This is a genomic window from Streptomyces sp. SID5910 (assembly GCF_009862125.1).
Lineage (GTDB): Bacteria > Actinomycetota > Actinomycetes > Streptomycetales > Streptomycetaceae > Streptomyces.
The window spans coordinates 1-11,580 of record NZ_WWHX01000168.1 but is presented as its reverse complement, the minus strand read 5'-3'; the positions used below and the strand labels follow the sequence as shown (position 1 = coordinate 11,580).

Below are 11,580 nucleotides of genomic sequence, written 5' to 3'. Positions count from 1 at the left end.
GGTGGATACCCAGGTCCGGGCACCGGTGAGCGCCGCCGTCGCCGCGTTGCAGGCGGAGCGGACGGCGGCCGTGCGCCGCGCCACCGACCCCGCGGCGGTGCCCGCCGGTGACTACGAGGAACTGGCCGCGCGCACCGACCGGGCCGTCGGGAAGCTGCGGCTCGGCGAGCGCAGCACCGTCGCCGACAGCGAGGAACTGCCCGCCGGAGTGGCCCGGCGCCTTGAGGCGTTCGTCACCGGCGCCGAGGAGCTGGGCCCGCTGCGCACCGCCGTGCTCGAACGCCGCGCGGACTGGTCGCAGGCCTATCAGCGGTACACGACGGCCATCTCGGCCGCGCTGGGGACGGGCGGTGCGCTCAGCGGCGTCCAGGACGCGGACCTCGGGTCCGACGCGCGCGTGCTCGTCGAGTTCGCCCGCGCGGGCGAGGCGCTGGCCCAGGAGGACGCCGTACTCGCCGGTGCGCGGCTCGCCGCCGCCCTCGACGGCGAGCGGCTGCGGCTGTTCACCGCCGCCGTCGGCGCCCGCCGCGCCCTCACCGAGTCCGCCGTCGCCGACCTGCGCGGCCCGGAACGCGCGGCCTGGCGGGAACTCTCCGGCGGCGCCGCCTACACGACGGTGGGCGCCGCCGAGGACAGGCTGCTGGACGGCGGTGCCGACGGCCGGGCGATCGAGGCCGCCGCACCCGGCGGCTCCTGGGGCCCGGCCCACGCGCGCGTGCAGGACGGCATGCGGGCCATCGAAGCGGACGCCGGGCGGGGAGTCGCCGACCGGGCCGACCCGTTCACCCGCGGTCTGCTCACCCCGGCCGGCGCCGCCGTCCTCTTCGGCCTGCTCGCCGTCGCCGCGTCACTGGTCATCTCCGTCCGCATCGGCCGCGGCCACGTCGTCGAGCTGGTGAGCCTGCGCGACAGCGCCCTGGAGATCGCCCGGCACAAACTCCCCGAGGCCATGCGCCGACTGCGCGCGGGCGAGGAGATCGACATCCGCGCCGAGGCCCCGCAGGACGCACCCGCCGAGGACGAGGCCGGGCAGGTCGCCGAGGCCCTGGGCACCGTGCACCGTGCCGCGCTGGCGGCCGCCGTCGAGCGCGCGGAGCTCGCCGACGGCATCTCCGGGGTCTTCGTCAACCTCGCCCGCCGCAGCCAGACCCTCGTCCACCGCCAGCTGAGCCTCCTCGACAGCATGGAACGCCGCTCCGACGACCCGGACGAACTGAGCGACCTGTTCCGCCTCGACCACCTCACCACCCGGATGCGCCGTCACGCCGAGAGCCTGATCATCCTCTCCGGCGCCGCCCCCGGACGCGCCTGGCGCATGCCCGTGCCGCTGACCGACGTCGTCCGTGCGGCGGTGTCCGAGGTCGAGGACTACGCGCGCGTGGAGGTACGGCGACTGTCCGACGCGTCCGTCGTCGGCGCCGCCGTGGCCGACCTCACCCACCTTGTCGCCGAACTCATCGAGAACGCGGCGCAGTTCTCGCCGCCGCACACGTGGGTGAGCGTCACCGGCGAGCCCGTCGGCAACGGCTACGCGCTGGAGGTGGAGGACCGCGGACTGGGCATGGGGCCACAGGCCCTGGCGGAGGCCAACCGCCGCATCGCCCAGTCGGAGGCGCTCGACCTGTTCGACAGCGACCGGCTCGGCCTGTTCGTGGTCAGCCGGCTCGCGTCCCGGCACGGCATCAAGGTCCATCTGCGGACCTCGCCCTACGGCGGCACCACCGCCGTCGTCCTCCTGCCCACCGCTCTCCTGCACGGCGGAGCGGCGGAACGTTCCCCCGAGGACGGCCGTGGGCTCCCCGCGCAGTCACTCCGGTTCCCTGAAGCGGCCCACCGGAGGGCGGCAGACGAGGGCGCCGCACAGAAGGCAGGAGAGCCGGAGGAGCACAGGTACGCGCGCGTGCCCGCCGGCATCCCGCGACAGGAGCCCGTCCCCGCACCGGCCGACCGGCCCGCGCTGGTGGCGCCCGTACCCGCCGCGGCGGAGACCACGACCACCAGCCGGCCCCCAGGAGCCCCCGCCTTGCGTCTGCACCCGTCCACCGGCCGATCCGCCGAGCCGTCCACCGACCGGTCCGCCGACCGACCCACCGAGCCGTCCGCCGGCCGATCCCCTGAGCCGTCCGCCCACCGCCCCGCCGAGCCGTCCGCCGACCCGTCACCCGGCCGTCCCACCGACCCGTCCGCCGACGCGTGCCCCGACCGAGCCGCGGAGTCCGACGACCTCCCCCGCCGCGTACGCCAGGCCAGCCTCGCCCCCCAACTGCGCAACGGGCGGCCGGAAGAACCCGCCCACCCCGCCCCACCGCACGACCACGACGAGCGCACCCCCGAACGCGTACGCGACCGCATGGCCGCCTACCGCGACGGCTGGACGCGCGGCGGTGGCAGGCAACCCGGCCGCGGAGCCCCGCCCGGCGCGACGACCCCCCGCGACATCAGCGAAGGAGACCCCGCATGATCCAGGACCCCCGCCCCGCACCCGGCCGGCGGACCGGCGAACTCGACTGGCTGCTGGACGACATGATCGTGCGCGTGAACGAGGTGCGGCACGCCGTCGTACTGTCGAACGACGGGCTCGCCGTGGGCGCGTCGACCGGACTCGGCCGCGACGACGCCGAGCACCTGGCCGCCGTCTCCTCCGGTTTCCACAGCCTCGCCAAGGGCGCGGGCCGGCACTTCGGCGCCGGGGGCGTGCGCCAGACCATGGTGGAGATGGACGACGCCTTCCTGTTCGTGGCCGCCGCGGGAGACGGCTCCTGCCTCGCCGTCCTCACCTCCGTCACCGCGGACATCGGCCTGGTCGCCTACGAGATGGCACGGCTGGTCAGACGGGTCGGCGAGCACCTCCACACCGCGCCCCGCGCAGCGGCCCGGCCGCCCTCCGCGGGATGACGCGGGAGGGCGGTCCGCGCAGATGACCGACGACATGACGGGCGGCGCCCCCGCCCCGCCGGGCGGCCAGTGGTACGACACCGAGGCCGGGCCTCTCGTCCGTCCCTACGCGATGACGGGCGGCCGCACCCACCCGGGCCCCACCGGAGTGCGGTTCGACCTGATCGCCCTCGTCACCCTGGACCCGGGCGCCTCCGCGGCCGACCACACCGCGCTCGGACCGGAACACCGGACCCTGATCGAGCTGTGCCGCGCGGAGACCCAGTCGGTCGCCGAGCTCGCGGCCGACGCGCATCTGCCCGTGGGCGTCGTACGGGTGCTCCTCGGCGACCTGGTCGAACGGGGCTCCGTGACCGTCAGCCGTCCCGTGCCGCCCGCGCAACTCCCCGACGAGCGCATCCTGCGCGAGGTGATCAACGGGCTGCGCGCCCTGTAGCGGCCGCCCCGAGCGAGAAGAGACCGCAGGCCATGACAGCGAAGAACGCCCACGACGACTCCCGAGAGAAGTGATCGATGATCTCCGAGCACCCCGACGCCACCGGCGGCGACACGTCCGCACTGGCGTTGAAGATCCTGGTCGCCGGAGGATTCGGCGTGGGCAAGACCACCCTGGTCGGCGCGGTCAGCGAGATCAGGCCGCTGCGCACGGAGGAACTGCTCAGCGAGGCCGGCCAGAAAGTGGACGACACCGGCGGCGTCGACCAGAAGGTCACCACGACCGTCGCCATGGACTTCGGGCGCATCACCATCCGGTCCGGACTCTCCCTCTACCTCTTCGGCACCCCGGGCCAGGACCGCTTCTGGTTCCTGTGGGACGAACTCGCCCAGGGCGCCCTGGGCGCGGTCGTCCTCGCGGACACCCGGCGGCTGGAGGACTGCTTCCCGGCGGTGGACTACTTCGAGCACCGGCACATCCCGTTCGTGGTGGCCGTCAACTGTTTCACCGGCGCACGCCGGCACGAGGCCGACGACGTCCTGCGCGCCCTCGATCTCGACGCCGGAACGCCCGTGGTGCTGTGCGACGCGCGGGAACGCGACTCGGGGAAGGAGGTCCTGATCCGGCTGGTCGAGTACGCCGGGCGGATGCACACCGCCCGGCTGCTCGACTCGGTACGGTGACCGGCTCACCGCCCAGGAGACGGCATCAGTCCGCCACGGCCTTCTGCGCCAGGACCTTGTCGACGGTGACGTGGACGAGCAGCTCGCCCGGCACGCCGTTGCGGGCCCCGAACTCCTCGGCGCGCTCCTCACCCATGTACCGGGCGCCGATCCGCGCGGCCCAGTGCCTGAGTTCGCCGAGGTCCTCGGAGATCCGCGCGCGGCCCTGCAACACGACGTAGGCGAACGGCGGCCGGTCGTCGTCCACACACAGGGCGACCCGGCCGTCCCTGGCCAGATTGCGCCCCTTCACCGTCTCCTTCCCGGTGTTGAACACCACCTCGTCGCCGTCCAGCAGGAACCAGATCGGCGCCACGTGCGGACTGCCGTCGGCGCGGACGGTGCAGAGCTTCGCCGTGCGGGTGCCGTCCGAGACGAAGGCCCGCCATTCATCGTCGGTCATCTTGTGTGCCATGGACCCATCCTCCTTGCCCGCGGCACCGGTGTGGGGAAGGCTGGCGGGCAGATCCCCCGTGCAGGGGGAGACGAGGCATACGGGGACAACACGGGGAGAGCGGAACATGGGGCAGAAGCAGGGACTCGGCTGGCTGCTGGACGACCTGACCGAGCGGGTGGAACACGTACGGCACGCGCTGGTCCTCTCCAACGACGGACTGGTGACCGGCGCGAGTACGGGACTGCGGCGGGAGGACGCCGAGCACCTCGCCGCCGTCTCGTCCGGACTCCACAGCCTGGCCAAGGGCTCCGGCCGCCACTTCGGGGCCGGCGGAGTACGGCAGACGATGGTCGAGTTCGACGACGCGGTGCTGTTCGTGACGGCGGCGGGCTCCGGGAGCTGTCTGTGCGTGCTCAGCGGCGCGGAGTCGGACATCGGGCAGATCGCCTACGAGATGACGCTGCTCGTCAACCGGGTCGGCGAACACCTCGACGTCGACGCGAGGCAACCGGACCGGAATCCGTCCATGGAGCTCTGACCAGGGGTTTTCACAGCTCGTCGGTGGCGTGTGCCCAGTTGTCCACAGGCTCGCACGGGAATCGTCCGCAGTGGCTACGGTTCTGTGTCAGGCGGCCGAGGACGACGTCGGCCGGCACACTCCACGGGGGAGACGAGCATGTCCGCAAAGACCAGCACGCACGGCAGCACACACGAGGGTACGGCCACGGTCGTACGGATCACCACGGCCCGCAAGGACTCGGTCGCGCCGAGCCGGGCCGCCCGGGAACTCGGGCTGAGGCGCGGCGAGTTCGACATCGCCGTGCAGCTCGGACGCATCCGCACCGTCCCCGACGACGGGGGAGGCGGACAGCGCGTCCCCCGCGACGAGATCGAGCGGCTCCGTGGGATCGCGGGCTTCCCCGACAGCCTGCGGGAGCGCGTCCGGACGGTGGGGACGACGGACGGCGCGGCCCTCCTGGAGGTGACGAAAGAGCGGTTCACCCGCCTCGCCCGGCTGGGGCTCCTGGTGCCGACGACGTTCTCCCTCAACCGCTACCGGGCCGTCGTCTGGCGGTATCTCGCCGACGACCTGCGGAAGTTCGCGGCCGACGAGCAGAACGCGGCACTGCTGAAGGGACGCACACCGGAAGCCCTGCGAGACCAGCTGGCGCAGGGGCTGGACCTGCGCCCCCGCAACTGGCGGGGCCGGTACCTCGACTGTCTGCTGCACCGTACGGACGACCCGTGGGCCGAGGCCGCGGCCGTGGCCTCGCTGCTCGACCCGGTCCACGTCTCGGAGGTCGTCAGGGACCCCTACGAGCGCTCCTGCCTGAGCCGCTTCCGCCCCGCCCGCCCGGCCCACGGCTCACCAGGATCCCCGGCCGCGCAGATCGCGGAAGAGATCATGACGGCGACCGAGCCGGACGAGATCGACAAGCTGCGAAACCAGTTGGCGCACGCGGTGCGCGACGCGCGCGTACGCTGCCCGGCACCCCGCCCGGCCACACGACGACAGCGACACGGCCCGGCGCCCACGGCGCACGAGCATCGGCCGACAAAGGCACGACAACCGGCACCGGCACCGGCACTGACGCCGGCACCGGCACCGCCGCCGACGTGCCATCGGGCCGAGGGCCGCGGACGGATCCGCGGCCTGCTCGGCCGGCTCCGGCGCAGAGGTTCGTGACCTACAGGGACCGGAACAGTCCCTCCTGGACGACGGACACCAGCAGGCGCCCCTCCAGGTCGTAGATCCGCCCGCGGGCCAGACCCCGTCCGCCGGTCGCGATCGGGGACTCCTGGTCGTACAGGAACCACTCGTCGGCGCGGAACGGCCGGTGGAACCACATGGCGTGGTCCAGCGACGCCATGTCGAAGCCCCGAGGCCCCCACAGGGGTTCCACCGGGATGCGCACGGCGTCCAGGAGGGTCATGTCGCTGGCGTAGGTCAGCGCGCAGGTGTGCACGAGCGGGTCGTCGCCGAGCGGCCCGACCGCGCGCATCCACACGGCGCTGCGCGGCTCCGCGTCCGCGACCTCGTCGGCGCTCCAGCGCAGCCGGTCGACATAGCGGATGTCGAAGGGCTGACGGCGCGCCATCCGCTCCAACTGCTCGGGCAGCGCGCCCAGATGGGCCCGGATCTCGTCGGTGAGCGTCGGCAGCGACTCGGGGTCCGGGACCTTGCGGGCCGGCGGCAGCTGGTGCTCGAAACTCCCCTGTTCAGGCTTGTGGAAGGAGGCGGTGAGCGTGAAGATCGTGCGGCCCTGCTGCACGGCGGTGACCCGGCGGGTCGTGAACGACCTTCCGTCGCGGTCCCGTTCGACCTGGTACACGATCGGCACACCCGGACGCCCGGGACGCAGGAAGTACGCGTGCAGCGAGTGCACCGGGCGGTCGCCCTCCGTGGTGCGCCCGGCGGCGACCAGTGCCTGGCCGGCCACCTGGCCGCCGAAGACGCGCTGGAGCGACTCCTCGGGGCTGCGGCCACGGAAGATGTTGACCTCGATCTGCTCCAGGTCGAGCAGGTCGACAAGGCTCTCGGCCGGGTTCGTCATCGGTGGGATGCTCCTGTGCTCACAGCTGGCCGACATCGGTGACACGGACGACCGCCCGTCCCTCGGCGTCCGAGGCCGCGAGATCGACCTCGGCGCTGATGCCCCAGTCGTGGTCGTCGTTCGGGTCGTCGAAGATCTGCCGCACGCGCCACAGACCGAGCTTCGGCTCCTCCTCGATCACCAGCAGCTTGGGGCCGCGGGCGTCAGGACCGGTGCCGAGGTCGTCGTACTCGTCCCAGTACTTGTCCATGGCCTCGCCCCACGCGTCGGCGTCCCAGCCGGCGTCGGCGTCCATCTCGCCCAGCTCCTCCACCTGGTCGAGCGCGGCGAGCTCGACCCGGCGGAACATGGCGTTGCGGACGAGGACGCGGAAGGCGCGCGCGTTCGCGGTGACCGGCCGTACCTGGTCGGCCTTCTCCTGGGCCTCCTCGGCGGTCATCACCTCGGGGTTGGCGAGCTGCTCCCACTCGTCCAGCAGGCTGGAGTCGACCTGGCGCACCATCTCGCCGAGCCACTCGATGAGGTCCTGGAGGTCGTCGGACTTCAGGTCGTCGGGGACGGTGTGGTCGAGGGCCTTGTAGGCGCTGGCGAGGTAGCGCAGCACGATGCCCTCGGTGCGGGCCAGCTCGTAGTGGGAGACCAGCTCCGTGAAGGTCAGCGCCCGCTCGTACATGTCGCGGATGACCGACTTCGGCGACAGCGGATGGTCACCGACCCACGGGTGGCTCCTGCGGTAGGTGTCGTACGCGTGGAAGAGCAGCTCCTCCAGCGGCTTCGGGTACGTGATGTCCTGGAGGCGCTCCATGCGCTCCTCGTACTCGACGCCGTCCGCCTTCATCGCGGCCACGGCCTCACCGCGCGCCTTGTTCTGCTGGGCGCCGAGGATCTGCCGCGGGTCGTCCAGCGTGGACTCCACGACCGAGACCATGTCCAGCGCGTACGACGGCGACTCGGGGTCCAGCAGCTCGAAGGCGGCCAGCGCGAAGGTGGACAGCGGCTGGTTCAGCGCGAAGTCCTGCTGGAGGTCCACGGTCAGGCGGACGATGCGGCCCTCGGCGTCGGGCTGGTCGAGCTTCTCGACGATGCCGCCGTCCAGCAGCGAGCGGTAGATGGCGATGGCCCGCCGGATGTGCCGCAGCTGCTGCCTGCGCGGCTCGTGGTTGTCCTCCAGCAGGTGCCGCATCGCCGCGAAGGCGTTGCCGGGCCGGGCGATCACCGAGAGCAGCATCGTGTGCGTGACCCGGAAGCGGGAGGTCAGCGGCTCCGGGTCGGAGCCGATCAGCTTCTCGAACGTGCTCTCCGACCAGGCCACGAAGCCCTCGGGGGCCTTCTTGCGGACGACCTTGCGCCGCTTCTTCGGATCGTCACCGGCCTTGGCGAGCGCCTTCTCGTTCTCGACGACGTGCTCGGGCGCCTGGGCGACGACGAAGCCCTCCGTGTCGAAGCCCGCGCGTCCGGCCCGGCCGGCGATCTGGTGGAACTCCCGGGCCCTCAGCGTCCGCACCCGCGTGCCGTCGTACTTGGTCAGCGCCGTGAACAGCACCGTGCGGATCGGCACGTTGACGCCCACGCCGAGCGTGTCGGTACCGCAGATCACCTTCAGCAGACCGGCCTGGGCCAGCTTCTCCACCAGGCGCCGGTACTTGGGCAGCATGCCGGCGTGGTGCACGCCGATGCCGTGCCGGACGTAGCGGGAGAGATTGCGGCCGAACTTCGTGGTGAAGCGGAAGTTGCCGATCAGCTCGGCGATCCTCTCCTTCTCCTCGCGCGTGCACATGTTGATGCTCATCAGCGCCTGCGCCCGCTCCACGGCCTGCGCCTGCGTGAAGTGCACGATGTAGACGGGCGCCTGCCGGGCCTCCAGCAGGTCGGTCAGCGTCTCGGTGAGCGGCGTGAAGCGGTACTCGTAGGAGAGCGGCACCGGACGGGTGGCGGAGCGCACGACCGAGGTGGGGCGGCCGGTGCGGCGCGCGAGGTCCTTCTCGAAGAAGGAGACGTCGCCGAGGGTCGCCGACATGAGGACGAACTGGGCCTGCGGCAGCTCCAGCAGCGGGATCTGCCAGGCCCAGCCGCGGTCCGGCTCCGCGTAGAAGTGGAACTCGTCCATGACGACCTGGCCGATGTCCGCGTGCTTGCCGTCGCGCAGCGCGATCGAGGCCAGCACCTCGGCGGTGCAGCAGATGACGGGAGCGTCGGCGTTGACCGAGGCGTCGCCGGTGAGCATGCCGACGTTCTCGGTGCCGAACAGCTTGCACAGCTCGAAGAACTTCTCCGACACCAGCGCCTTGATCGGAGCGGTGTAGAAGGTGACCTCGTCCCGGGCCAGGGCGGCGAAGTGAGCGCCCGCCGCGATCATGCTCTTGCCGGAGCCGGTGGGCGTCGACACGATCACGTTGGCACCGGAGACCACCTCGATCAGCGCCTCCTCCTGATGGGGGTAGAGCGTGAGACCGCGCTCCTGGGCCCACGACTCGAAGGCTTCGTAGAGGGCATCGGGATCGGCTGTCGGCGGGAGCTGGTCGATGAGGGTCACGCCCCCATCTTGCCTGGCCCGGGCCGTGAGGGGGGAATCGGATGCCGGAACGAAGATCACGACCGCTACGCTGGGGCGCCGACGGCGCGTCGGCGGACCCGGGCACGGACCGGGACAACTGCACAGCGGCACACGAGGAATGGGGCGGGCAACGGCCATGATGGGACCAGCACACTCACTGTCGGGCGCCGCGGCCTGGCTCGGCGTCGGGGCGGCGACCGCCGCGGCCGGACACCCGATGCCCTGGCCGGTGCTGCTCGTCGGGGCCCTGATCTGCGCCGGCGCCGCTCTCGCCCCGGACCTCGACCACAAGGCGGCCACCATTTCGCGAGCCTTCGGGCCGCTGTCCCGGTGGCTGTGCGAGATCGTCGACAAGCTGTCGTACGCCGTCTACAAGGCCACGAAGAAGCAGGGCGACCCGCGCCGCTCCGGCGGGCACCGCACGCTCACGCACACCTGGCTGTGGGCCGTCCTGATCGGCGCGGGCGCCTCGGCCCTGGCCATCACCGGCGGACGCTGGGCGGTCCTCGCGATCCTCTTCGCGCACATGGTGCTGGCCATCGAGGGCCTGCTGTGGCGGGCGACCCGCGGCTCCAGCGCCGATGTGCTGGTCTGGCTGCTCGCCGCGACGAGCGCGTGGATCCTCGCCGGGACACTGGACAAGCCGGACGGCGGCTCGGACTGGCTGTTCACCGCGCCCGGCCAGGAGTACCTGTGGCTGGGGCTGCCGATCGTGCTGGGTGCGCTGGTGCACGACATCGGGGACGCGCTGACCGTCTCGGGCTGCCCGATCCTGTGGCCCATACCGGTGGGCCGCAAGCGCTGGTACCCCATCGGCCCGCCGAAGGTCATGCGGTTCCGGGCGGGCAGCTGGGTGGAGCTGAAGGTGCTGATGCCGGCCTTCATGGTGCTCGGCGGAGTGGGCTGCGCGGCGGCGCTCAACTTCATCTGAGGCCTCGTCCGGGGCGCCCGGCGGGCCCCGGCGGCACCGACGGCCCCGGCCGCTCAGCCGGTTCCGCCGGCCCCGTCGGTGCCGCCCTGACCCTCGCCGCTGCCGTAGCGCCGCTCGAAGCGGGCGACGCGGCCCTCCGAGTCCACTGTCCGGGCCTTGCCCGTGTAGAAGGGGTGGCTCTCCGAGGAGATCTCCACGTCCACGACCGGGTAGGTCTCCCCGTCGTCCCAGGCGATGGTCTCCTCGCTGGTCGCGGTGGACCGGGTGAGGAAGGCGTATCCGGCGGCGCGGTCGCGGAAGACGACGGGCCGGTAGTCGGGGTGCTTGTCCTGCTGCATCGCTGCTCCTCGTGGGGCGCGGAGGGTGGGGGCGGCGGCGCGGGTCCGCCGCGGCGGGTGGTGTCAGCCGGGCAGGGAGTCCTCGTCGACGACGTGCATCGCGGCCTCCTCGGCGGACGCCGCCGCGCCGTCGATGCCCACGTCCCTGGCGACCAGCGCGGGCTCCTCGTCCTCGTGGGTTCCCTCGTCGGGGGCCACGAGCCGGCCGGAGCGGTCCGCGCCGACCTCGTCGTCCAGCAGTTCGCCGTCGGTGCCCTCGGAGTCGCCCAGGCCGTCGCCGTCGGGGGCGCGCGGATCCGGCTGCTCCTCGGCGAGCCGCTGCTCCAGCGTCTCGCCCCGGTGCTGTTCGGCGGCCGTCACCCCGGTGTGCTCGACCGCCCAGGGGCGCTCGGGCGGGGACCAGCCCCGGTCGAGGGGATCCTCGACACCGTCGTACTCGAGGGTGTCCTCACCGTCGAGCAGCCCGGTGTCCTCCCTCTGCTCGGAACCGTCGGGCTGGTAGACGTCATCTCCCCATCCGTCGGCGCTGTTCACGGGTACCTCCAGGGGGTGGGGGCCGTAGTCCCCTTCTCACCGTGGACCGCGGCGGGCCGCCGCTGCACGGGGCACAGGCGTCACCCGTCGCCGGACCACGCGGTTCCCGGGCCTTCCCCGAGCCGGTGCCTCCTCCCAGCCTTCCACCCCCGTTCGGAACCGCGCAACGGCACGGACCCCGGCCGGGCGGTGCCTCCGGTGCCTGCCCGGTGCCAGGC

General features: G+C 72.8%; 12 protein-coding genes. 7 read left to right on the top strand and 5 right to left on the bottom strand.

What is annotated here, in order from left to right:
- Position 1: 1 nt before the first annotated feature.
- The 4 genes from GTW67_RS06140 to GTW67_RS06125 all read left to right on the top strand — a co-directional run bounded on the left by GTW67_RS06140 (position 2) and on the right by GTW67_RS06125 (position 4,014).
- Positions 2 to 2,461, top strand: a complete 2,460-nt coding sequence (locus GTW67_RS06140; RefSeq protein WP_524539748.1) for a sensor histidine kinase — start codon at positions 2 to 4, stop codon at positions 2,459 to 2,461.
- Positions 2,458 to 2,895, top strand: a complete 438-nt coding sequence (locus GTW67_RS06135; RefSeq protein WP_161163774.1) for a roadblock/LC7 domain-containing protein — start codon at positions 2,458 to 2,460, stop codon at positions 2,893 to 2,895. Before GTW67_RS06140 ends, GTW67_RS06135 begins: the two co-directional genes overlap by 4 nt.
- A 22-nt stretch (positions 2,896 to 2,917) precedes the next feature.
- On the top strand, positions 2,918 to 3,331 hold the full coding sequence (locus GTW67_RS06130) for a DUF742 domain-containing protein (RefSeq protein WP_161163773.1): 414 nt from the start codon (positions 2,918 to 2,920) through the stop codon (positions 3,329 to 3,331).
- Positions 3,332 to 3,408: 77 nt separating this feature from the next.
- Positions 3,409 to 4,014 carry a GTP-binding protein gene (locus GTW67_RS06125; protein WP_161163772.1) on the top strand — a complete coding sequence of 202 codons (606 nt, stop codon included), beginning with the start codon at positions 3,409 to 3,411 and terminating at the stop codon, positions 4,012 to 4,014.
- A 25-nt stretch (positions 4,015 to 4,039) separates the two neighbouring features.
- Here GTW67_RS06125 and GTW67_RS06120 read toward each other — a convergent pair whose 3' ends face one another.
- Positions 4,040 to 4,468 (bottom strand): PPOX class F420-dependent oxidoreductase, encoded by a 429-nt coding sequence (locus tag GTW67_RS06120; protein WP_161163771.1) that lies wholly within the window; start codon positions 4,466 to 4,468, stop codon positions 4,040 to 4,042.
- A gap of 106 nt (positions 4,469 to 4,574) precedes the next feature.
- Between GTW67_RS06120 and GTW67_RS06115 the strand changes: the two genes are divergently transcribed.
- Together GTW67_RS06115 and GTW67_RS06110 are read left to right on the top strand one after the other, a co-directional pair.
- Complete coding sequence (locus tag GTW67_RS06115) at positions 4,575 to 4,988, top strand: roadblock/LC7 domain-containing protein (RefSeq protein ID WP_161163770.1); 414 nt, start codon at positions 4,575 to 4,577, stop codon at positions 4,986 to 4,988.
- Positions 4,989 to 5,126: 138 nt separating this feature from the next.
- Positions 5,127 to 6,137, top strand: coding sequence for a DUF6397 family protein (locus tag GTW67_RS06110; RefSeq protein ID WP_161163769.1), 1,011 nt, complete (start codon positions 5,127 to 5,129; stop codon positions 6,135 to 6,137).
- Position 6,138: 1 nt separating this feature from the next.
- On the opposite strand, the gene GTW67_RS06105 is transcribed toward GTW67_RS06110, so the two are convergent.
- Positions 6,139 to 7,005, bottom strand: a complete 867-nt coding sequence (locus tag GTW67_RS06105) for an acyl-CoA thioesterase (RefSeq protein WP_161163768.1) — start codon at positions 7,003 to 7,005, stop codon at positions 6,139 to 6,141.
- A 19-nt stretch (positions 7,006 to 7,024) separates the two neighbouring features.
- Positions 7,025 to 9,538: a DUF3516 domain-containing protein gene (locus GTW67_RS06100; RefSeq protein WP_161163767.1), complete on the bottom strand. Its 2,514-nt coding sequence runs from the start codon at positions 9,536 to 9,538 to the stop codon at positions 7,025 to 7,027.
- Positions 9,539 to 9,695: 157 nt separating this feature from the next.
- On the opposite strand from GTW67_RS06100, the gene GTW67_RS06095 reads away from it, so the two are divergent.
- On the top strand, positions 9,696 to 10,490 hold the full coding sequence (locus GTW67_RS06095; protein ID WP_161163766.1) for a metal-dependent hydrolase: 795 nt from the start codon (positions 9,696 to 9,698) through the stop codon (positions 10,488 to 10,490).
- A 53-nt stretch (positions 10,491 to 10,543) separates the two neighbouring features.
- Here the strand turns inward: GTW67_RS06095 and GTW67_RS06090 are convergent, their stop codons facing one another.
- Positions 10,544 to 10,828, bottom strand: coding sequence for a type B 50S ribosomal protein L31 (locus GTW67_RS06090; protein WP_161163765.1), 285 nt, complete (start codon positions 10,826 to 10,828; stop codon positions 10,544 to 10,546).
- A gap of 63 nt (positions 10,829 to 10,891) precedes the next feature.
- Positions 10,892 to 11,362, bottom strand: coding sequence for a DUF5709 domain-containing protein (locus tag GTW67_RS06085; protein WP_161163764.1), 471 nt, complete (start codon positions 11,360 to 11,362; stop codon positions 10,892 to 10,894).
- Between the last annotated feature and the right edge of the window lie 218 nt (positions 11,363 to 11,580).

Bases quoted from the DNA above. Each gene is read 5' to 3' on its own strand.
- GTW67_RS06135 (WP_161163774.1), top strand. From the start codon at position 2,458: ATGATCCAGGACCCCCGCCCCGCACCCGGCCGGCGGACCGGCGAACTC.
- GTW67_RS06130 (WP_161163773.1), top strand. From the start codon at position 2,918: ATGACCGACGACATGACGGGCGGCGCCCCCGCCCCGCCGGGCGGCCAG.
- GTW67_RS06125 (WP_161163772.1), top strand. From the start codon at position 3,409: ATGATCTCCGAGCACCCCGACGCCACCGGCGGCGACACGTCCGCACTG.
- GTW67_RS06120 (WP_161163771.1), bottom strand. From the start codon at position 4,468: ATGGCACACAAGATGACCGACGATGAATGGCGGGCCTTCGTCTCGGAC.
- GTW67_RS06115 (WP_161163770.1), top strand. From the start codon at position 4,575: ATGGGGCAGAAGCAGGGACTCGGCTGGCTGCTGGACGACCTGACCGAG.
- GTW67_RS06110 (WP_161163769.1), top strand. From the start codon at position 5,127: ATGTCCGCAAAGACCAGCACGCACGGCAGCACACACGAGGGTACGGCC.
- GTW67_RS06105 (WP_161163768.1), bottom strand. From the start codon at position 7,005: ATGACGAACCCGGCCGAGAGCCTTGTCGACCTGCTCGACCTGGAGCAG.
- GTW67_RS06095 (WP_161163766.1), top strand. From the start codon at position 9,696: ATGATGGGACCAGCACACTCACTGTCGGGCGCCGCGGCCTGGCTCGGC.
- GTW67_RS06090 (WP_161163765.1), bottom strand. From the start codon at position 10,828: ATGCAGCAGGACAAGCACCCCGACTACCGGCCCGTCGTCTTCCGCGAC.